Genomic DNA, 20,775 nt, shown 5'->3' on the forward strand with positions numbered 1-20,775 from the left:
CTTTCAATACAGGCAGGGAATTGCACATGAACGATCCGAAAGTAGAAGCCCAGTACGAATCCATCCTGCTGCGGGTGTTGTGGATGATTGTCTTCCTGCTGGTCTGGCAGGTGGCGCAATTCATCCTCGGTGCCGTGGTGCTGGTGCAACTGGTCTATCGTTTGATTTATGGTGCCCCGAGCGCCAGCCTGATGAATTTTGGCGACAGCCTGAGCCAGTTCCTGGCGCAGATCGGTCGTTTCGGCACGTTCCACAGCGACCAGAAACCCTGGCCGTTCGCCGACTGGCCGACGCCGCGTACGCCGGAAGGTGAAGCCCCACACGTCGTGGCGCCTGCGCCGCATCCGGCCCGAGATGAGGAGCCCAAGCTATGAAACTCTGGGTATTGCGTCATGGTGAAGCCGAGCCGCATGGCAAGCGTCCGGATTCTGAGCGGGCATTGACGGCCCACGGGCGTGAAGAAGTGTTGCGCACGGCTGCCAAATTGATCGGCACACCGATTACGGCCATCTATGCCAGCCCTTACCTGCGAGCGCAGGAAACTGCCGAAATCGTGCGAACGGCCCTTGGGTTCGCCCCGGAAATTCGCACCGTCGAATGGCTGACACCCGACAACCGCCCGCAAGCGGTGGCCGAGCAGCTGGTGTCTGTGGATCACGCGTTGCTGGTCAGTCACAACCCGTTGGTGGGTAATTTGCTGGGCTACCTTCAACACGGTCATGTGCAGGACCCGGAAGCGGTGCAGACGGCTGGCCTTGCGGAACTGGAAGGTGATTTGCCGATGGCGGGGGCGATGAAGCTCAAAGGCATCAAACACCCGTAGTCCTGTTGGAACAGGACTACTGTGGGAGCGGGCTTGCTCGCGAAAGCGGCGTATCAGGCACCATTGATGCTGACTGACACTCCGCGTTCGCGAGCAAGCCCGCTCCCACAAGGTTCTGCGTCGAACCTGATTTTTGTAATGAAATAGTCAACCAAGCAACCGCTTGGTTGACTACGCTTGCTCCAGACCAAAAACAAAGGAGCGAGTCGCATGTCTGCTGCTTTTCGTTTGCCGCTGGACGCCTTTTACGAGCGTGAGACCCGTCATCCCCGTCAGCGCTTTCTGGTTCAACCGGTGGGCGGCGGTCAGGTTGAAACCCTGACCTGGGAAGACGTCGGCCATCAGGCCCGTTGCGCTGCGCACTGGCTGCGGGCGCGAGAATTGCCGCAAGGCAGCCACATCGCCCTGATCTCGAAAAACTGTGCGCACTGGATCATCGCTGACCTGGCGATCTGGATGGCCGGGCACGTTTCAGTGCCGTTGTACCCGAACCTTACTGCCGAAACCGTCTCGCAGGTACTCGAACATTCCGAAGCGGCGCTGGCGTTTATCGGCAAGCTTGATGACTGGCCCGGCATGTCCCGCGGAGTCAGCCCCGACCTGCCGACCATCAGCCTGCCACTGCATCCGCCAGGCAGCTTCGATTTCAGCTGGGCCGACCTGCAAGCGTGTTCACCGATCCAGGACGATCCCAAACCTGCCGCCGACCAGTTGGCGACCATCATTTACACCTCCGGTACCACCGGCATGCCCAAAGGCGTGATGCACAGCTTTGGCACTCTGGGGTTCGCCACCACCCGTGGCACGCAATTGTTCGGCCTCAATGAGTCGGACCGGCTGCTGTCCTACCTGCCGCTGTGCCATGTCGCCGAGCGGATGTTTGTCGAACTGGCGTCGATTTACACCGGGCAAACCGTGTTCTTTGCCGAGAGCCTCGACACCTTCCTCACCGATCTGAAACGTGCGCGGCCGACCGCGCTGTTCGGCGTGCCGCGCATCTGGACCAAGTTCCAGATGGGCGTGTACAGCAAGATCCCGGCGAAACGTCTCGACTTCCTGCTCGGCCTGCCCTTCATCGGCAAGCGGGTCGGACACAAAGTGCTCGCCGGGCTTGGGCTGGACGCCTTGCGCGTCGCCCTGTCCGGCGCGGCACCGGTGCCGCAGACCTTGTTGCTGTGGTACCGCAGGCTCGGGCTGGACGTGCTGGAGGTGTACGGCATGACTGAAAGCTGTGGTTATTCCCACATTGGCCGGCCCGGCGAGAACAAGCCCGGCTGGATTGGCAAGCCTTGTCCGGAGGTTGAAGTGCGGATCGCCGAGTCGGGCGAGGTCATGGTGCGTAGCGGCGCGACCATGCTCGGGTATTTCAAGGAACCGGAAAAAACCGCCGAGACGATTACCGAGGATGGCTTCCTGCGCACCGGTGACAAAGGCGAGCAAGACGCCGAAGGCAACCTGCGCCTGACCGGGCGACTGAAGGAAATTTTCAAGACCAGCAAAGGCAAGTACGTGGCCCCTGCACCGATCGAAAACCGCCTGGCGGTGCATTCACGGATCGAACAGGTATGCGTAGTCGGCGACGGTTTGAGCGCACCGCTGGGACTGTGCGTGCTCTCGGCGGTCGGACAGCAGGACGCAAGCGGAACCTCGCGCGCCGGTCTGCATTCAAGCCTGGAAAAACTGCTGGAGGAGGTCAATGGCGCCCTTGATAAACATGAGCGCCTGCGCCGGCTCGTGGTGGTCAAAGACAGCTGGGCGGTGGAAAACGGCTTTCTCACACCGACCCTGAAGATCAAGCGCAACGTGATCGAAGCGGCTTATGGTGCCCGGTTCGAAGAATGGAGCGAGCGTAGCGAAGCGGTGCTGTGGCAGGATTGAGTCACGAACAAAACCAACAAAGGATGTTTGCAATGAGTTTGTGGCGTACCACTCCCAACATCGAGCAGTTGAACGCGATCCAGAAAAACACCATCGGCGAAGTGCTGGATGTCCGTTTCGAATCCTTCGACGAAGAGTCCCTGACCGCGAGCATGGTCATCGACCACCGCACGCATCAGCCTTATGGTTTGTTGCACGGTGGTGCCTCGGTGGTGCTGGCGGAAACTGTCGGCTCCATGGCCAGCTATTTGTGCATCGATGCGAGCAAATTCTACTGCGTGGGTCTGGAAATCAACGCCAACCATTTGCGGGGGCTACGCAGCGGGCGGGTAACGGCGGTGGCCAAGGCGATTCATGTCGGGCGTACGACCCATGTCTGGGACATACGGCTGACCAGCGATGAGGGCAAGGTCAGTTGTGTATCGCGGTTGACCATGGCAGTTGTGCCGTTGGGAGAGAGTCCGCCGACGCGTTGATTGACGGCCCGCTCTGCTGCGGGATATACGCCAGGTTCCCTGAAACATAGACATGACCGGACTGTCATCATTCCTGGCAGTTACGGTCATTGCTGTAGGACGTTGTCTTGCGGACAATCAATGCCTGTTCTCGCTTATGGATTTGCCGGTATGTCGCAGCAGATATTTTTCGCCCACGCCAATGGTTTTCCTTCGGGGACCTACGGCAAGTTGTTCGCGGCGCTGGCGCCCGAGTATCAGGTGACGCATCTGGAGCAGCATGCCCACGACCCGCGTTTCCCGGCGGACGACAACTGGCACAACCTGGTTGATGAGCTGATCCATCACCTCAACCAGCAGGCGCAACCGGTGTGGGGCGTCGGCCATTCATTCGGTGGCGTGCTGCACTTGCACGCCGCGTTGCGCTGTCCCGAGCTATACCGCGGCGTGGTAATGCTCGATTCGCCGGTGTTGACCCGCGCCGATCAATGGGTGATCCGCGCGGCCAAGCGTTTCGGTTTCATCGACCGCCTGACCCCGGCCGGTCGTACGCTGGGTCGTCGTGAAGAGTTCGCCGACCTCGAAAGCGCCCGCCGCTATTTCGCCGGCAAAACCCTGTTTCGCAGCTTTGATCCGGAATGTTTCGACGCCTACCTGCAACACGGTTTGCACAGGGTAGGAGACAAACTGCGTTTGCGTTTCGACCCGGCCACGGAAATCAGCATCTACCGTGGCGTGCCCCACACCAGCCCTGGCCGCGCTCGGCAGTTGAAAGTGCCATTGGCAGTGGTGCGCGGGCACAAGAGCCGCGTGGTGATGCGTCATCACGCCAGCTCTGTCGGTCGCATGCCGTTGGGCGAATCCCTGACCATGCCTGGCGGGCACATGTTTCCGCTCGAACGTCCGCAGGACACGGCCTTGCTGCTGAAAAACCTGTTCAGCCGCTGGGACGGTCGCCAGCAGCAGGATTGTGCATGAGCCATGTCGTCGAAGAAGTCCGCCTGAGCCTGCCGCACATCGAGCTGGCCGCGCACCTGTTCGGCCCCGAAGACGGTTTGCCAGTGATCGCCTTGCACGGCTGGCTGGACAACGCCAACAGCTTCGCGCGGTTGGCGCCTAAACTCAAAGGGCTGCGCATCATTGCGTTGGACATGGCCGGTCACGGTCATTCCGGGCATCGTCCGACGGGTGCCGGTTACGCGATGTGGGACTACGCTCTTGATGTTTTGCAAGTCGCCGAACAGCTGGGGTTGAAGCGTTTTGCACTGTTGGGGCACTCCATGGGCGCGATCGCCTCGTTGATCATTGCCGGGTCGATGCCGGAGCGTGTCACCCATCTGGCCTTGATCGACGGCATCATTCCTCCTACAGACAAAGGCGAAAATGCTGCCGAACGAATGGGAATGGCCCTGCAAGCGCAGTTGGATCTTCGGGAGAAACGCAAACCGGTCTACAACACCCTCGACCGTGCCATCGAAGCGCGGATGAAAGGACTGGTGGCGGTCAGCCGCGAAGCCGCCGAGTTGTTGGCCCAACGTGGCCTGATGCCGGTGCCGGGCGGTTACACCTGGCGCACCGATAACCGTCTGACGCTGCCATCACCGCTACGTCTTACCACCGAACAGGCTATGGCCTTCGTCCAGCGGGTCAGCTGTCCTGCGCTGCTGGTCGTTGCAGCCGACGGCATGCTCGCCAAACACCCCGAGTTGCTGGAGCGTCTACCCTTTAGCCGTGAACAGCTGCCTGGCGGTCATCATTTGCACCTGAATGACGAGTCCGGTGCCGACCTTGTCGCAGACTGTTTCAATCGGTTCTTCGCCGTTCCTTGACTTGCGCCGGGCAACTGTCGAGGCTGGGCGGGTTGAAATGGGAGACAACCATGATAGATCTCTACACCGCTGCGACCCCGAATGGCCACAAGGTCTCTATCGTGCTCGAGGAACTCGGCCTGCCCTACACGGTGCACGCCTTGAGTTTCGACAAAAAGGAACAGAAGTCCGCGGACTTTCTCAAGATCAGCCCCAATGGCCGGATCCCGGCGATTGTCGACCGCGTCAACGGCGATTTTGCCGTGTTCGAATCCGGCGCCATCCTGATTTACCTCGCTGAAATGACCGGCAAACTGTTGCCTCAGGACCCTAAAGGGCGTTCGGTGGTGTTGCAGTGGCTGATGTTCCAGATGGGCGGAATCGGCCCGATGCAGGGTCAGGCCAATGTGTTTTTCCGTTATTTTCCGGAGAAGCTCCAGGGCGCCATCGACCGCTATCAGCATGAAACCCGGCGGCTGTATGAAGTGCTCGACACGCGCCTGCAAGGCGTGGAATTTCTGGCCGGCGATTACAGCATTGCCGATATTGCCACTTATCCGTGGGTGCGTGGTCACGAGTGGTCAGGGGTCGCCGTGGACGGCTTGATGGCCTTGCAACGCTGGATGGCGAGTATGCAAGCGCGTCCGGCGGTACAGCGTGGTTTGCTGGTACCGGAACGCATCGACGACGACAGCGTCGTCAAGGGTGCCCAGGCCATGCTGATCCGATGAGCTCATCCATGCGTTCAATCAGCCTGCTGGCGCTGTGTTGTTTCAGTCCTCTGTCGTTTGCCGCCGATATGCCGGGCAGTCAGGACCTGCCGATCGTGCCTCGCGTGGTCGATTCGCAGATCGTCGACTATCGCCCGGCGATCGAACTCGAACGGATCTACCCGTTGGGTTCAATACGCAAGATCAGCGGCCAGTTGCGTTTCGACGGTCAGGTCAGTGCCCGTGGACAAACCACTTCGGTAACCTACGAGCTGCCATCGGAGCATTCGTCTCTCGAGGCGTTTACCGTCGCTCGCGAAGCCTTGCAGAAGCAGGACGCGCAGTTGCTGTTCTGGTGCCAGGCCCGTGATTGCGGTGAAAGCAGCCTTTGGGCCAACGAGGTCTTCGGCAATGCCAAGCTCTATGGCGCTGACGAACAGCAAGCGTATCTGCTGTTGCGGTTGGCGGCGCCGAAGGACAACACCCTGGTGGCGCTGTACAGCATCACTCGCGGCAATCGCAAAGCCTATCTGCACGTTGAACAGTTCGACGCTGCTGCACCGCTGGGTGATCTGCTGCCAACATCCGCTACCTTGTTGCGGGAGCTCAAAAGTACCGGTGAGCTCGACTTCCCGAAACTGACCGATGCGCCCGACGAGACCTGGCTGCGCTTGCTCTCGCGCGGCCTGAACCTGGACACGACCTTGCGGGTGACCGTTTCCGGGCCGAATGCAGAAGCCTGGCGTCAGGCGTTAATGAACCAGGGGGTGCGGTCGGCGCGGATGGAGACGGGCAGCGCCGAAGGCTCTGGCCTGCACATCGAGCTGTTGCGATAAGCTGTATCCGGCGGACGCGCTGGCGGCGTTCGTCTACCCTTTTGCGGACTGATTTTTTTTGAGACTCGGATGATCAATAACGATCGGCTGTTGGTGCAAATCCTGCTCCTGGTGCTGTTTGGCGCGAGCTTCTGGGTGATGGCGCCGTTCTGGTCGGCGATGTTCTGGGGCGCGGTGCTGGCGTTTGCCAGTTGGCCGCTGATGCGTTTGCTGACCCGTTGGCTCAATGGTCGCGAATCCCTGGCGGCGGCACTGCTGACCTTGGGCTGGATGTTGTTGGTGGCGGTGCCGCTGGTTTGGCTGGGTTTCAACCTCGCGGACCATGTGCGCGATGCCACGGCGTTCATCAAAGACGTGCAGATGGATGGCTTGCCCGAGGCGCCGACCTGGCTGGGCGGCATTCCTTTGGTGGGCGAGCGGCTGGTGGTGATCTGGAACAGCATCGATCAGCAAGGCGCAGCGATGATGGTGTCGCTCAAACCCTATCTGGGGCAGGTCGGTAACTGGCTGTTGGCGCGCAGTGCACAGATTGGCGGCGGCATTCTCGAGCTGACGCTGAGCATTGTGTTCGTGTTCTTTTTCTACCGGGACGGGCCGCGCCTGGCGGCGTTTGTTCATGGGTTGCTGCAGCGGTTGATTGGTGATCGCGCCGGTTATTACATCGAACTGGTGGCGGGCACGGTGCAACGGGTGGTAAACGGTGTGATCGGTACGGCGGCAGCCCAAGCGGTTCTAGCGTTGATCGGGTTCCTGATTGCCGGGGTGCCTGGAGCGCTGGTGCTGGGCGTCGTCACCTTCCTGCTCAGCCTGATTCCCATGGGGCCACCGCTGGTGTGGATACCGGCCACCGCTTGGCTGGCCTGGAAGGGTGAGTACGGGATGGCGGTGTTCCTCGGGATCTGGGGCACGTTCATCATCAGCGGGGTCGACAACGTGCTCAAGCCTTACCTGATCAGTCGCGGTGGGAATTTGCCGTTGGTGATCGTGCTGTTGGGTGTGTTTGGTGGCTTGATCGCTTTTGGCTTCATCGGCCTGTTTATCGGGCCGACGTTGTTGGCCGTGGCGTATAGTTTGTTGAACGACTGGAGCAAGAGCCAGGCGCGGGTGGAAGATCGCCGGCCGTGAGGTTTGTGTTGAGGTGAATGACCCCTTCGCGGGCAAGCCCGCTCCCACAAGGATCGAGGTGAACACATAAATTGTGAACACCACTGAACCTGTGGGAGCGGGCTTGCCCGCGAAGCGGACGGCGCGGTTTGCCAGGCTTAATGCTTGGCTCAGGTCGCCACGTTCAGGTACTTGCCCACCGTCGCCACCTTGTCGAGCGAGTACTGCTTGCTCAGGTTGGCAATCATTTTATTCAGGGCTTCCGTCACGTTCGCCTGATCGGTGGAGCTGTCGCTGTTCTTCTCGCGACCGGCCTGCAGCGCGGCTTTCAACTCGTCGCTGCTGACTCCGCCACTGCTGTCGCTGTCCAATACCTTGAGCAGCGCTGCACTGGTGTCGGTGCTGGTCGATGAGGTGCTATCGCTGGCCTGCAACGCGCTGCTCAGTTCGGTGGCGCTGACACTGCCATCGCTGTCCGCATCGAGCTGGCTGAACAACTCGTCGCTGGACACCTGCTGGGGTGGCGGCGGTGGCGGGGCGAGGCTGGTGGCGAGCTCGTCCTTACTGACGACGCCATCTTCGTTCTTGTCCAGGGCTGAGAAGATTTCCGTGCTGTCGGCGCTGCTGCCGGCGCTGGTCAGACCGTTGCTCAGTTCGTCGCCGCTGATGGCACCGTCGCCGTCGGCGTCCAGAGCGCTGATCAGCGCGTCGGCCAGTTCGGTGTCCGGTGCCTGATCTCGCGGCGGTGGCGGAGGAGGTGCCATCGCGGCCATTTCTTCGCTGCTCAGGCTGCCGCTGTCGTCACTGTCCAGGTCGGCGAAATTTTTGCTCAGACTGACCAGCAGACCGTCATCGGATTTCTGCGACAGAGCGCTTTTGAGCTCGTCCTGATCCACCGAGCCATCGCTGTTGGTGTCGAGTTTGGAAAGCAGTTCTTTCTGGAATTGCTGGCTGCGGGCATTGCTGGTTGTGGTGCTGGCGGTGCTGTTATAGCTCGTGTAGTTGCTGACGCTACCGATCATTGGGCTCACTCCCTGGAATGGAAAGCCGGCGGGTGCACCGGCTTATGCAGCCTCAAGGAGCAAGTTGTCGTGGGTATGTGGGGTTTGTACCGATTGGTACACACACACAGATCTCAGGTAAGACTCAGACCCTGTGGGAGCGAGCCTGCTCGCGAAAGCGGTGGGTCAGTCACCATCAAAATTGAATGTTCAACCGCTTTCGCGAGCAGGCTCGCTCCCACAAGGAGACTTAGGTGTGGCTCAGGTGCGAGGTAGCCAAATGACTGCGGTCAAGCCACCACCGGGCGTCTCTTCCAGACTCAAGTGGCCACCCAGCCGTTCAGCCGCTTCGCGAGCAATGGTCATGCCCAGCCCGACACCGCCGGAGTTGCGATTGCGCGAACCTTCCAGGCGAAAGAAAGGTTCAAACACGGCTTCGCGTTTATCGGCCGCGATCCCCGGTCCGTGGTCGATCACCCGGATCACCAGGTGTTCGCGATTATCTTCAAGTGCGATCTGCGCTTGCCCGGCATAACGCAGGGCGTTATCCAGCAAGTTGTTGACGCATGAACGCAGGGCCATCGGCTGAACCTGCAACGGTGCGCAGTGGCCGCTGGCCTGGACATCGGCCCCTTGATCCTGAGCATTTTCACTCAGGGATTCGACCAGCGCCTGCACATCCATCCATTGTGGTGCCTCACTGGTGCGCTGTTCGTGCAGATAAGTGAGGGTGGCGTCGAGCATGCTGATCATGTCGTCCAGATCCTGGCGCATCTGACCTTGCAGCTTGTTGTCGTCGATCTGCTCCAGCCGCAGCTTTAGCCGGGACAACGGCGTGCGCAGGTCGTGGGAGACCGCGCCGAGCATCCGCGAACGCTGCTGCATCTGTTCGATGATGCGTTTTTGCATCAGGTTGAAGGTGTAGGCCGCCTGCCGGGCTTCCCGTGGGCCGGACTCGTCCAGCGGCGGGCTGTCGAGGTTTTCGCTCAGGCGCTCGGCGGCGTCACTCAGGCGCTGGATTGGCCGGCTCAGCAGTTTTGCGCCGTACCAGGCTGCAATGATCAGCGAGATCAACTGGAACGTCAGCGGCACCAGTGGCCCACCGAACCAGGGCCGCGGTGGCCGGTTGTCGAAACGCGGGTCCATCGGCGGGCGTTGTCCGTCTAGACCTTGGGAGAAACCGGGCGGTGGTGGCGGCGGAGGTGGGCCGTAATGATGAAACCAGGCAAACGCGAGCAGATGCGCCAGGATGATCGCCACCAGCAGTACGCCAAAGAGGCGGCCGAACAGCGTATCGAAGCGCGTACGCATCAGCCGATGTCTCGGGCGTCGAACAGGTAACCCTCACCGCGAACGGTCTTGATCAACTGCGGGGCTTTCGGGTCGTCACCGAGTTTCTGGCGCAGACGCGAGACCAGCAAATCGATGCTGCGGTCAAAGGCTTCGATCGAGCGACCGCGCGCCGCATCCAGCAATTGTTCGCGGCTGAGCACTCGGCGCGGACGTTCGATGAACACCCACAGCAAGCGGAATTCTGCGTTGGACAGCGGAACCACCAGGCCATCCGCCGCGATCAATTGGCGCAGGACGCTGTTCAGGCGCCAGTTGTCGAAGCGAATGTTCGCACGCTGTTCGGTGCGGTCGTCGCGCACTCGTCGCAGAATGGTCTGAATCCGCGCGACCAGTTCTCGCGGTTCGAACGGCTTGGCCATGTAATCGTCGGCGCCCAGTTCCAGGCCGATGATCCGGTCGGTGGGTTCGCAGCGCGCGGTGAGCATCAGGATCGGGATGTCCGATTCGGCGCGCAGCCAGCGGCACAGCGACAAACCGTCTTCACCGGGCAGCATCAGGTCGAGCACCACCACATCGAAATGCTCGGCTTGCAGGGCCAGACGCATGGCGGCGCCATCGGTGACGCCGCTGGCGTGGATGTTGAATCGGGCCAGGTAATCGATCATCAGTTCGCGGATCGTGACGTCATCGTCGACGATCAGCGCGCGAATGCTCCAGCGCTTGTCGTCGCCGGGCGCTTTTTGATCGTCGTTCAAGGGGGCTTGGGTGCTGTGCATGCGTGCGTTCATCTGCCAGGTAGGCTGCCAACCACAAAGATAGGCTGCGAGGTTGTGGCTTCAGCATAGGCGTCCGGCCCGGAGGCGGGAAGTGCTGTAAGGACGTGTTGCGGATGCCGAGGGTAGCGGGGAAGGGTGTTGTGGGCGTGTCGTGTGTGTATCGGTCTCGACACAATCGGCGAAAGGGCTAGTCTTGGCTGAGCGCCGACGACGATTTACCGATCATCGGGTCCCGCAGCCGCGCTGGTTCCGCTACAATGCGCGCCGATTTCGTCCTGCCTGAGAGCCCGCACATGTCCGTCTGCCAGACTCCTATCATCGTCGCCCTGGATTTCCCCACCCGTGACGCCGCACTGAAGCTGGCCGACCAGTTGGACCCGAAACTGTGCCGGGTCAAAGTTGGCAAGGAACTGTTCACCAGCTGCGCCTCGGAAATCGTTGGCACCTTGCGCGACAAGGGTTTCGAAGTGTTCCTCGACCTCAAGTTCCACGACATCCCGAACACCACCGCCATGGCGGTAAAGGCTGCGGCGGAAATGGGCGTGTGGATGGTCAACGTCCATTGCTCCGGCGGTCTGCGCATGATGGCTGCTTGCCGTGAAGTGCTGGACCAGCGCAGCGGCCCGAAACCGCTGCTGATCGGCGTGACCGTGCTGACCAGCATGGAGCGTGAAGACCTGGCGGGGATTGGTCTGGACATCGAACCGCAGGAGCAGGTGCTGCGCCTGGCGGCACTCGCGGAAAAAGCCGGGATGGACGGTCTGGTGTGCTCGGCACTGGAAGCCCAGGCCTTGAAATCGGCTCACCCGTCGTTGCAACTGGTGACCCCGGGGATTCGTCCGGCGGGCAGCGCCCAGGACGATCAACGCCGCATCCTGACCCCGCGTCAAGCGCTGGATGCCGGTTCCGATTATCTGGTGATCGGCCGTCCGATCAGCCAGGCGGCGGATCCGGCCAAGGCGTTGGCCGCCGTAGTAGCCGAAATCGCTTAAACGCCGCTGAACCGTGGGAGCGAGCTCGCGATGGGGCCATAACATTCAGCATTGATGTTGAATGCTAGTCCGTCATCGCGAGCAAGCTCGCTCCCACAGGTATTGTTGTCGTCAGGTAGTGCGTTAAACCTTCAGAACCAACTTCCCGAAATTCTCGCCGCTGAACAACTTCATCAGCGTCTCCGGGAATGTTTCCAGTCCTTCAACAATGTCTTCCTTGCTCTTGAGCTGACCCTTGGCCATCCAGCCGGCCATTTCCTGCCCGGCAGCGGCGAACTGCGCGGCATAGTCCATCACCACAAAACCTTCCATCCGCGCGCGGTTCACCAGCAACGACAGGTAGTTGGCTGGCCCTTTGACCGCTTCCTTGTTGTTGTACTGGCTGATGGCGCCGCAAATCACCACCCGTGCCTTCATGTTCAGGCGGCTCAGCACCGCGTCGAGGATATCGCCGCCGACGTTGTCAAAATAAACGTCGACGCCTTTCGGGCATTCGCGCTTGAGGCCGGCGATGACGTCTTCGTTCTTGTAATCGATGGCGCCGTCAAAACCCAGTTCGTCGATCAGAAACTTGCACTTGTCCGCGCCGCCCGCGATGCCGATCACACGGCAGCCTTTGATCTTCGCAATCTGCCCGGCAATGCTGCCTACCGCCCCGGCCGCACCGGACAGCACCACGGTGTCACCTTCCTTCGGTGCACCGACATCGAGTAGGGCGAAATAGGCGGTCATCCCGGTCATGCCCAGCGCGGATAGATAACGTGGCAGCGGTGCCAGTTTCGGATCGACCTTGTAGAAACCGCGCGGCTCGCCAAGGAAGTAGTCCTGCACGCCCAAGGCGCCGTTGACGTAGTCCCCAACCGCAAAGCCAGGATTATTCGATGCCACGACTTTGCCTACACCCAGTGCGCGCATGACTTCGCCGATACCGACAGGGGGAATGTAGGACTTGCCCTCATTCATCCAGCCACGCATGGCCGGGTCCAGGGACAAGTATTCGTTTTTGACCAGGATCTGACCCGCAGCCGGTTCTGCGACCGGTACTTCCTGATAGGCGAAAGTCTCGCGGGTAGCCGCGCCCACCGGACGTTTGGCGAGCAGGAACTGGCGATTGGTCTGGGTAGTCATGACAGGCACTCAAGATGAATGAAGCCTTGTTGATAGTCCTTAAGAGCCGATGCCGCAAGTTTGGCTGATGCGGCGAATGCAGCCTGATCCAGTGCAGTGATAGTCAGGCCGGACTTTCCATCACTGCAACTCATGGGCGTTCAACCGGCCTTCTGATAGTGCTGCCGTGACGGTAGCGCCTGTGGCTAGACTGGGCGCACGCCAACCCCGCATTCTTCCCTCCGAGGACAAAACAATGAGCATGACGTTTTCCGGCAAGGTCGCCGTCGTAACGGGCGCCGCCAACGGTATCGGCCGCGCGACCGCCCAGGCGTTCGCCGCCGAAGGATTGAAAGTGGTGGTGGCCGACATGGACACGGCCGGTGGCGAGGGCACCGTGGCGCTGATTCGTACGGCGGGCGGTGAAGCGACTTTCGTGCGCTGCAATGTCACGCTGGAAAGCGATGTAAAAAATCTGATGGACGAGGTGGTGAACACCTACGGCCGTCTCGACTACGCCTTCAACAACGCCGGCATAGAGATTGAAAAAGGCAAACTGGCAGAAGGCACGGTCGATGAGTTTGACGCGATCATGGGCGTTAACGTCAAAGGCGTCTGGTTGTGCATGAAGTACCAGTTGCCGCTGTTGCTGGCCCAGGGCGGTGGCGCGATCGTCAACACCGCTTCGGTCGCCGGCCTCGGCGCTGCGCCGAAGATGAGCATCTATGCCGCGTCGAAACACGCAGTGATCGGCCTGACCAAGTCGGCGGCCATCGAATACGCCAAGAAAAAAATTCGCGTGAATGCGGTGTGCCCGGCCGTCATCGATACCGACATGTTCCGCCGCGCCTATGAAGCCGACCCGAAGAAGGGTGAGTTCGCCAATGCCATGCACCCGGTGGGTCGTATCGGCAAGGTTGGAGAAATTGCCAGTGCCGTGCTGTATCTGTGCAGCGACGGCGCTGCGTTCACCACCGGACATTCCCTGGCGGTGGATGGCGGTGTCACGGCGTTCTGAAACACGCCGGTGCAGCGCACGAAAAAGACCTGCATTGCACGTAATGCTGTTCACTTAGATTGGGTGTTCAATTGCTTGGGTGTTTATCCGTTTCTTCGGTAACGGCCGATTATGGTTTCGCTCTTACAGCGAGTCACTTGGAAGAGCCCCAAGTAACCAAGGGCTTTTGCCCCTTTCGTTCGGTGCCTCGCTCCGGTCCTGCTCCGTGGGCCAGCCGCCATCGGCCATCCATGGCCGGGGGCGGCTAACCCGGCATCCATGCCGGGGTGCCCACTGCGCAGAACCTCCACTCGGCCTCTCGAGGGGGCGTGCACCGCAAAAGCAAAAGCGAGGCGGCCTACCGGCCGGCCTATCCTTCATCAATCGCACCGCCGCCCCGACCTCACCTGTAGGAGCTGTCGAGCGAAGCGAGGCTGCGATCCTTTGATCTTGCTGTTGCTGTTGCTGTTGCTTTACTTTGCTTTTGATCTTGATCTGCCTGCCCCTTTCCCAGAGGCCGAACGCAGGCATTGCGCAGGGGGCACCGCGGCAAGGATGCCGCGATAGCCGCCCCCGGCCATGGATGGCCGATGGCGGCGGGCCCCCGGAGCAATGCCGGAGTGAGGGCATGCCGAGCCTGGGCGAGGCACCGAATGGAGGGGCAAAGCCTTTTGGTTCCTTTTCGGCGTTTGGAAAAGGGACTCGCTGTAAGAGCGAAACCGCCAGCAGCCGTTGCCGCAGCAACGGATATGTACCCCATCGCCAGCCGCCAGCCGCCAGCCGCCGTTACCGTCGAACCGGATACAAACAATCATGAAGTACGGTCGGCCATCAGGCCGCCATCCATTGTCTCAAGTGAACAGCGTTACGCATTGCGGGTTTTTTTCAGCTTGGCGAAACTGCCGGAGAATGTGTTTCAAATGGTTAGAACCGTGAATTTTGGCGGCGTTGTCGCACAGCCCATCGAGCGCGCCTGTGATTAACTGATTCCGTCAAACGAACAGGAGTTTGCTTGCTCATGGAATTGAGAATCGATCGACAGGCCTTGGTGCCGGTCGTACAGCAAGTCGTCGACGCGCTAGCGTGCTGGCTGCGTCAGAGCGACATAGTACCGGGGACGCGTTTGCCTTCTGCGCGGCAAATCGCTCGGACCAATTTACTCAGCCAGTCCAGTGTCGTTGAAGCGTGCGATCGGCTGGTGGCTCAAGGGGTGCTGGCGTCGCGTCGTGGCGCCGGATTCATTGTTGCCGCCCCAATGTTGGCCGCTGCGGATTCACCCTGGTTCGAGGGCGCGGAGTTGCAGCCAGTCAACACCGCGGGCGAGCTGAAGCTGGGGTGTGGCGGGCTCCCCGAAAGCTGGCGCGAGACGGATGATCTGACTTACGCGATCCGTGAGGTCAGCCGTACCGACATGTCTGCGCTGTTCAACTACAGCTCGCCGTTGGGTCTGCTTGCGTTGCGTCAACACATTATCAAGCGCTTGAGCCTGCTGGATATCGACGCAGAAGAAAACCGAGTCATGACGACAGCTGGGGCTAGTCAGGGGCTCGACCTGATCGTGCGTACCTTGCTCAAACCGGGTGATTGCGTAGTGGTCGAAAGTCCCGGTTATTCCCTGCTGTTCGAGCTGCTCAGGTTGCGTGGTGTTTCGATGATTGAAGTGCCGCGCACGCCGCGCGGGCCCGACATCGAGGTGCTTGAGGCACTGCTGCTTGAGAAAAACCCTCGAGCGTTGTTCATCAACAGCTTTTATCACAACCCGACGGGAAGCAACCTGGCGCCAGTGGTGGCGCAGCGGGTTCTGCAACTGGCCAAACACCATGACGTGCTGGTAATTGAAGACGACGTCTACGCGGATTTGCACAGCGGCCCCGGTGTGCGGCTCGCCGCTCTGGATACCGATGACAACGTCATCTACGTCGGCAGCTTCTCCAAAACCCTCAGCAGTTCGTTGCGGGTCGGTTTTGTAGTCGCCGGTGCCGACGTCATTTCACGACTTGCTGAGGTCAAGAGGATCAGCAGTCTGGGCGCTTCAGGGTTTTGCGAGTCGGTGCTGGCATGCCTGCTGGCCAGCGGTGCTTATCGCAAGTTGGTGCTGCGGCAGCGGCAGCGTCTGAGACCCGACCGAGAAGCCGCATTGCAGATGCTGGAAGACGCCGAGTGGGAGGTGTTCGGCAAACCCGTCGGCGGTTTGTTCATCTGGGCACGGTCGCGCAAGTCCGACTACGCCCACGTGCGGAAACAGGCGCGGCGCTTCGGCGTCCTGCTGTCTTCCGCGACGGCATTCAGTCCCGCCGGTGAACCTAGCGACTGGCAGCGTATCAATGTGGCCAGCGCCTGTGATCCGCGAGCCCGGGCGTTTTTTCAGGCCACCGCTCGGGATCGACCTCAAACGTTCTGAAAACGACGCTGGCGTAGCTTTTTGCCATTATTCCGACGCCAAAGACTTGTGTTGACACAGGCCCGTTGCGAATCTGCGTCAACAGACTATGTCAGGGGACTAAGTGCAATGATTTCGGCCGTGCAAGGACGTTTTGCCAACCTCGGTATGGCAAAAAAACTGGGTGTGGGGTTCGTGCTGGTGCTGTTGTTGACAGCCCTGGTGGCGGCCATTGGCGTGTGGTCCCTGCAGACGATCAGCCAGCGCTTCGACGGGCTCAAACAGATGTCATCGCTCAACAGTGGCTTGCTCAAGGTGCGCCTGCTCGAGCAGGAGTACGCCTTGCACGGCAACCCGAAAATTGTCACGGCCTTGCGCGAGGGGGTCGATGGCCTGGTCATCCTGGCGAATCAACTGAAGGCGCAATCGCCGGCCAACGTTCCCGTGATGAACGAAGTCGAGCAGTCGTTGGGGGCTTACCGCAAAGCGTTTGATGAATTCGTCTCGCTGAGTCAGGCCAAGGATCTGGCGCTGGAAATGGCCAGTTGGTCGGTCTCCAGCGTGGCCAATAATCTTGACGTGCTGCAGGCCGGGCTCGCCGATGATGGCGCCTATACCTTGAAGGAATCCGAAGGAAAGGACGGTTCCCAGTTCATCGAGCAAGCCAATCAGGTCAGCCAGGTATCGCGGCTGATGTTGCAAGCCATGAACGAGGCACGTGTGCGTCTCGATCAGAGCCGCAAGGGCGACGACAGCGCCGGGCGAGGCAAGATCGAGCAGGCCGACCAGGCGCTGACTCAGGCCGAGCAACTGAAAACCACGGTCAAGGATGAGGGCTACCTGACTGTGCTCAATGAAGTGGTCGGGCATATTGGCGGCTTCAGCGAAAAACTCGCGGAATACACGGGCCTGCTGGCTCAGGAAAAAACCGTCTACGAGCAGTTGCATCAGCGCGCCGCGCAGGTAGTGGAGCGGGTGGACCAGGCCTATGCCGCCGAAGACCAGTCGATGCAGACCGAGTTGAAGAAGAACTCGTTGCTGATTATCGGCTCATCGGCCCTGGCCTTGCTGGTCGGGCTGATCGCGGCGTGGGTGATTACTCGATTGATCGTCGGGCCGCTGCGCAGTGTGATTCGTGTCGCTCAGCAAATCGCCGCGGGCGATTTGAGTGCGACGGTTGAAGTGACCCGTCGTGATGAGATCGGCCAATTGATGCAGGCCATGCAGCAGATGGGCGCAGGGCTCAGCAGTATTGTCAGCGGTTTGCAGGCCGGCATTGAGCAGTTGGCCAGTTCTGCTCATTCGCTGTCGGCGGTGACTGAGCAGACCAATCTTGAAGTTAGCAGTCAGAAGGAAGAAACCGAGCAGGTCGCTACGGCCATGAATCAGATGACGGCTACCGTGCACGACGTTGCGCGTAACGCGGAAGAGGCTGCCCAGGCCGCACAGACCGCGGACGGCAAGGTCGAAAGTGGCCAGGCGGTGGTGCGCCAGAGTATGGCGCGTATCGAGCAACTGGCGGACTCGGCGTCATCGGCCAGTTCGAGCATCGAAAGTCTGAGTGCGGAAATCCAGAATATCGGCACGGTGCTCAGCGTTATCAAGAGCGTGGCCGAACAGACCAATCTGTTGGCGCTTAACGCAGCCATCGAGGCGGCGCGTGCGGGCGAGCAGGGCAGGGGTTTTGCGGTGGTCGCCGATGAAGTGAGGGCCCTGGCCAAGCGGACTCAGCAATCGACCGAGGAAATCGAGCGACTGGTCAGCGCCTTGCGGTCCGCGGCGCATTCGTCGGTGCAACAGATTCAAAGCAGTGGCGAGCTGGTGAAGTTGGCGGTCAGTGATGCGCTACAGACTGAGAGCGCGCTGGGCAGCATTGCAGCGGCGGTGTCCTTGATTCAGCAGATGAACCAGCAAATCGCGGCGGCTGCAGAGGAGCAGAGTTCGGTGGCTGAGGAGATCAACCGCAGTGTGACCAGTATTCGGGCCAGTGCGGATCAGTCTTCGTTGGCGATGCAGGGGAATGCGGCTTCTAGTATCGAGCTGGCGCAGTTGGGGGTTGAGTTGAAGGGGATGGTCGGGCATTTCAGGCTTTGACGCTTTTGATCCTGGCGGCCCGGTAGCCAAGCTCGGCCTCGTGGTTTGGTGGGGGGTGTACGCCGACCTGCCTGTGTAGGAGCAGAGCTTGCTCGCGAAGGCGATCTGACGGCCGATCAATCTTTTCCGGATGTACTCGCCGATAAAATTCGGCGCAAAAAAAACCACCTGTTCGGGTGGTTTCTTCTTTTCAGTTCGATCAGTCGTAAATCACTTTCTTCTTCCAGTCCGCATCCGCCTCGACGTCCTTGAGGCCTTCGGTCAGCTGGTTCACCTCGCCTTCAACCGGTGCGATGTTGTCCATGACTTGTGCGTTGGCGCGGGCCAGGAGTTTTTCCAGGTATTCGAGTTGTTCGGCGTAGACCTGTGGTTCCTGCTGTTTACGCAGGTACTGCACGCCGCGTTCGAACGCCAGGCGAGCCTGGCCAGGCTGGTTCTGTTGCAGGGAATGCTGGCCGAGGTTGTTGAAGAATTCGATGTGCAGCAGGACCAGGATGTGGCGGACTTCACGGATCCAGCGTTTGGCTTCGTTGGTCGGCAGGAAACCATCCTGTGCCGCACGGGTGATCTGGCCATGCAGGGCTTCGAGCAGGAATCGTACGTCCTTGGCTTTGGCTTCGGTCTGAATTGGTGCCGGCGGGTTGTTGACCGGGATCGATTCCCCCTGGGCGACCAGGGTGTTCAGTTCGCTGATCCGCGCTTTGAGGTTGGCGCTGGATTTCTCGAGATTCAGCAGACGCTGGCAGACGTTCAGTTCCAGGCGAGTCAACAGCAGCTTGAGAGCCGGAGTCATCAACTGGCCAGGGAAAGTCTCGGTGATTTCGCCGCAGCGACGCAGGCGGTCGTTGAGTTCAACCTTGGTGCGGGCCCTTTCCAGTTTATTGTTTTCCACCACATGGTTCATGTACCCAATGGCGATCAATAGTGCGATCCCGGCTAAGACTAGCAGGGTGATCATGAGTGGTGTCACCGGTAAGACCTCTTTATGGGATTCGCGTGCGAGTGTAGTGGCTTGGCAGGGGAGCGCATAGGGCCGCTCGACGGGTTGAATCGAACAGGCTTATGTCTGTATCGACCGCAATCCTGCTTATATAAGTGATAGCGTACGAAGTGCACATTGCCATCATCTGTTGCGTGGGTGGACTATAACGTCTTGGCAGGTGTCAGAATATAGGCGTCAAACCCCGGACGATCAAAAAGCGGTATTCACCTCCCAAAGCACGGCGAAGTCATTGATTTAAATATATTTATATCTGGGGGTTGACGACCCCTCAATCCATCCATAGAATGCGCGCCACTTACAGCGTAAAGCACACAGCGGAACGCGGTAGGGAGTGAATGTTGTACGTGTGTCCCCTTCGTCTAGTGGCCTAGGACACCGCCCTTTCACGGCGGTAACAGGGGTTCGAGTCCCCTAGGGGACGCCAATGCGGGAATAGCTCAGTTGGTAGAGCACGACCTTGCCAAGGTCGGGGTCGCGAGTTCGAGTCTCGTTTCCCGCTCCAATTTTAAACAGCGTTGCTTTCGGGCAAGGCTGAGTGAAACCAGAACCAAGTCTTCGGATGCGGGGCTGGGCACCGAAACACACACCATGTGTTCCGGGCAGCGTGTCCCCTTCGTCTAGTGGCCTAGGACACCGCCCTTTCACGGCGGTAACAGGGGTTCGAGTCCCCTAGGGGACGCCATTTGCGGGAATAGCTCAGTTGGTAGAGCACGACCTTGCCAAGGTCGGGGTCGCGAGTTCGAGTCTCGTTTCCCGCTCCAAATTCACAAAAACGCCGCTCATTGAGCGGCGTTTTTGTTTGCGCGCGAGTTGTATCCGAGCCAGAAAAGGGCCCGCCAGTCAGACTGAGCGGGCCTTTTGCATGGGCGTCGTTTTTACATCGACAGGATCAGGCGTCCCGCGAACAAAATCAGAATCACCCCCATGGTGCGTTCGAACCAGTGCCCCATGCGCATGAACAGCACACGCACCCGGGTGCTCGAGAAGAACAGCGCGACGATCACAAACCACAACGCATTCACGAAACACATCCAGGCACCGTAAAGCGCCTGAATGTTGAGCGGTGTCGTGGCGCTGATGAGAGTGGTGAAGATCGCCAGGAAAAACAGCGTGGCCTTGGGATTGGTGGCGTTGGTTAGAAACCCGGTGGTGAACGCCTTCAGCCGCGTTTGCTCGACGGGCGGTTCGTCTGCGTCATTTTCGCCCTCCAGCACCGATTTGGGTTGGCTGCGCAACAGACTGACGCCGAGGTACAAGATGTAGGCGCCGCCCACAACCTTGGCCACCGTCAATAGCCAGGGCGTGGTGTGCATCAATGCGCCGACGCCGAGCAGGGTGTAAAGCACATGCACGGAAATGCCCGCACCGATGCCGAGTGCCGTACAGATCCCCACCCCTCGACCGAAACGCACGCTCTGGCGGATGGTGACTGCGAAGTCCGGCCCGGGGGCGACCACGGCCAGAAAGTGGATAATCGCCAGCGCCAGAAACTCGCCCAGGTAATTTGAATACTGCATC

General features: G+C 60.1%; 20 protein-coding genes, 4 tRNA genes and 1 pseudogene. 19 read left to right on the forward strand and 6 right to left on the reverse strand.

All coding sequences use genetic code 11. The features are described 5' to 3' along the window. The first annotated feature begins 26 nt into the window (after positions 1-26). The 9 genes from ACYZT9_RS08100 to ACYZT9_RS08140 all read left to right on the forward strand — a co-directional run bounded on the left by ACYZT9_RS08100 (position 27) and on the right by ACYZT9_RS08140 (position 7,635). Positions 27-374, forward strand: coding sequence for a DUF4389 domain-containing protein (locus ACYZT9_RS08100; RefSeq protein ID WP_462009325.1), 348 nt, complete (start codon positions 27-29; stop codon positions 372-374). Next, positions 371-823, forward strand: coding sequence for a phosphohistidine phosphatase SixA (gene sixA, locus ACYZT9_RS08105; protein WP_462009326.1), 453 nt, complete (start codon positions 371-373; stop codon positions 821-823). The genes ACYZT9_RS08100 and sixA overlap by 4 nt, the downstream gene beginning before the upstream one ends. A 210-nt stretch (positions 824-1,033) precedes the next feature. Further along, positions 1,034-2,701, forward strand: coding sequence for an AMP-binding protein (locus ACYZT9_RS08110; protein ID WP_462009327.1), 1,668 nt, complete (start codon positions 1,034-1,036; stop codon positions 2,699-2,701). A 32-nt stretch (positions 2,702-2,733) separates the two neighbouring features. Then, positions 2,734-3,177, forward strand: coding sequence for a hotdog fold thioesterase (locus tag ACYZT9_RS08115; RefSeq protein ID WP_462009328.1), 444 nt, complete (start codon positions 2,734-2,736; stop codon positions 3,175-3,177). 150 nt (positions 3,178-3,327) lie between these two features. Further along, positions 3,328-4,134 (forward strand): alpha/beta fold hydrolase, encoded by an 807-nt coding sequence (locus tag ACYZT9_RS08120; RefSeq protein ID WP_462010174.1) that lies wholly within the window; start codon positions 3,328-3,330, stop codon positions 4,132-4,134. Continuing rightward, the gene (locus tag ACYZT9_RS08125; RefSeq protein ID WP_462009329.1) at positions 4,131-4,985 is read left to right on the forward strand and encodes an alpha/beta hydrolase; all 855 of its coding nucleotides are present in this window, start codon (positions 4,131-4,133) and stop codon (positions 4,983-4,985) included. The genes ACYZT9_RS08120 and ACYZT9_RS08125 overlap by 4 nt, the downstream gene beginning before the upstream one ends. Before the next feature lie 50 nt (positions 4,986-5,035). Next, positions 5,036-5,695, forward strand: a complete 660-nt coding sequence (locus ACYZT9_RS08130) for a glutathione S-transferase family protein (RefSeq protein ID WP_462009330.1) — start codon at positions 5,036-5,038, stop codon at positions 5,693-5,695. Positions 5,696-5,703: 8 nt separating this feature from the next. Next, positions 5,704-6,510 (forward strand): DUF4892 domain-containing protein, encoded by an 807-nt coding sequence (locus ACYZT9_RS08135; protein WP_462009331.1) that lies wholly within the window; start codon positions 5,704-5,706, stop codon positions 6,508-6,510. A 69-nt stretch (positions 6,511-6,579) separates the two neighbouring features. Then, positions 6,580-7,635, forward strand: a complete 1,056-nt coding sequence (locus ACYZT9_RS08140) for an AI-2E family transporter (protein WP_462009332.1) — start codon at positions 6,580-6,582, stop codon at positions 7,633-7,635. A 149-nt stretch (positions 7,636-7,784) separates the two neighbouring features. On the opposite strand, the gene xopAW is transcribed toward ACYZT9_RS08140, so the two are convergent. The 3 genes from xopAW to ACYZT9_RS08155 form a co-directional block, all read right to left on the reverse strand. After that, positions 7,785-8,636: a XopAW family type III secretion system calcium-binding effector gene (gene xopAW / locus ACYZT9_RS08145; RefSeq protein ID WP_462009333.1), complete on the reverse strand. Its 852-nt coding sequence runs from the start codon at positions 8,634-8,636 to the stop codon at positions 7,785-7,787. Between the two features lie 240 nt (positions 8,637-8,876). Further along, positions 8,877-9,926, reverse strand: coding sequence for a sensor histidine kinase (locus ACYZT9_RS08150; protein ID WP_462009334.1), 1,050 nt, complete (start codon positions 9,924-9,926; stop codon positions 8,877-8,879). Continuing rightward, positions 9,926-10,684 (reverse strand): response regulator, encoded by a 759-nt coding sequence (locus ACYZT9_RS08155; RefSeq protein WP_462009335.1) that lies wholly within the window; start codon positions 10,682-10,684, stop codon positions 9,926-9,928. Before ACYZT9_RS08155 ends, ACYZT9_RS08150 begins: the two co-directional genes overlap by 1 nt. 293 nt (positions 10,685-10,977) lie before the next feature. Between ACYZT9_RS08155 and pyrF the strand changes: the two genes are divergently transcribed. Next, complete coding sequence (gene pyrF, locus ACYZT9_RS08160; RefSeq protein WP_462010175.1) at positions 10,978-11,676, forward strand: orotidine-5'-phosphate decarboxylase; 699 nt, start codon at positions 10,978-10,980, stop codon at positions 11,674-11,676. Positions 11,677-11,799: 123 nt separating this feature from the next. Here pyrF and ACYZT9_RS08165 read toward each other — a convergent pair whose 3' ends face one another. Then, positions 11,800-12,804, reverse strand: coding sequence for an NADP-dependent oxidoreductase (locus ACYZT9_RS08165; protein ID WP_462009336.1), 1,005 nt, complete (start codon positions 12,802-12,804; stop codon positions 11,800-11,802). Positions 12,805-13,039: 235 nt separating this feature from the next. Here ACYZT9_RS08165 and ACYZT9_RS08170 point away from each other — a divergent pair, with 235 nt between their 5' ends. From ACYZT9_RS08170 to ACYZT9_RS08190, 5 genes and pseudogenes are all read left to right on the forward strand, one after another. Then, positions 13,040-13,801 (forward strand): SDR family oxidoreductase, encoded by a 762-nt coding sequence (locus ACYZT9_RS08170; RefSeq protein WP_462009337.1) that lies wholly within the window; start codon positions 13,040-13,042, stop codon positions 13,799-13,801. Positions 13,802-14,433: 632 nt separating this feature from the next. Next, complete coding sequence (locus ACYZT9_RS08175; protein WP_462009338.1) at positions 14,434-14,763, forward strand: hypothetical protein; 330 nt, start codon at positions 14,434-14,436, stop codon at positions 14,761-14,763. 35 nt (positions 14,764-14,798) lie between these two features. Further along, positions 14,799-16,181 (forward strand): aminotransferase-like domain-containing protein, encoded by a 1,383-nt coding sequence (locus ACYZT9_RS08180; protein ID WP_462009339.1) that lies wholly within the window; start codon positions 14,799-14,801, stop codon positions 16,179-16,181. A gap of 987 nt (positions 16,182-17,168) precedes the next feature. After that, positions 17,169-17,345 (forward strand): annotated as a pseudogene (locus ACYZT9_RS08185) (HAMP domain-containing protein); the annotation flags it as partial. A gap of 204 nt (positions 17,346-17,549) precedes the next feature. Beyond that, positions 17,550-18,254, forward strand: a complete 705-nt coding sequence (locus ACYZT9_RS08190) for a methyl-accepting chemotaxis protein (protein WP_462010176.1) — start codon at positions 17,550-17,552, stop codon at positions 18,252-18,254. 199 nt (positions 18,255-18,453) lie between these two features. On the opposite strand, the gene ACYZT9_RS08195 is transcribed toward ACYZT9_RS08190, so the two are convergent. Continuing rightward, positions 18,454-19,212, reverse strand: a complete 759-nt coding sequence (locus ACYZT9_RS08195; RefSeq protein ID WP_462009340.1) for a hypothetical protein — start codon at positions 19,210-19,212, stop codon at positions 18,454-18,456. Positions 19,213-19,605: 393 nt separating this feature from the next. Here ACYZT9_RS08195 and ACYZT9_RS08200 point away from each other — a divergent pair. The 4 genes from ACYZT9_RS08200 to ACYZT9_RS08215 all read left to right on the forward strand — a co-directional run bounded on the left by ACYZT9_RS08200 (position 19,606) and on the right by ACYZT9_RS08215 (position 20,018). Then, positions 19,606-19,681, forward strand: a tRNA-Glu gene (locus ACYZT9_RS08200). A gap of 2 nt (positions 19,682-19,683) precedes the next feature. Further along, positions 19,684-19,759 (forward strand) — tRNA-Gly (locus ACYZT9_RS08205). Positions 19,760-19,863: 104 nt separating this feature from the next. Beyond that, positions 19,864-19,939, forward strand: a tRNA-Glu gene (locus ACYZT9_RS08210). A 3-nt stretch (positions 19,940-19,942) separates the two neighbouring features. Further along, positions 19,943-20,018 (forward strand) — tRNA-Gly (locus ACYZT9_RS08215). Between the two features lie 114 nt (positions 20,019-20,132). Here the strand turns inward: ACYZT9_RS08215 and ACYZT9_RS08220 are convergent. Continuing rightward, on the reverse strand, positions 20,133-20,774 hold the full coding sequence (locus ACYZT9_RS08220) for a LysE family translocator (RefSeq protein ID WP_462009341.1): 642 nt from the start codon (positions 20,772-20,774) through the stop codon (positions 20,133-20,135). Position 20,775: the final 1 nt, after the last annotated feature.

Source organism: Pseudomonas sp. ZT5P21 (genome assembly GCF_054897785.1).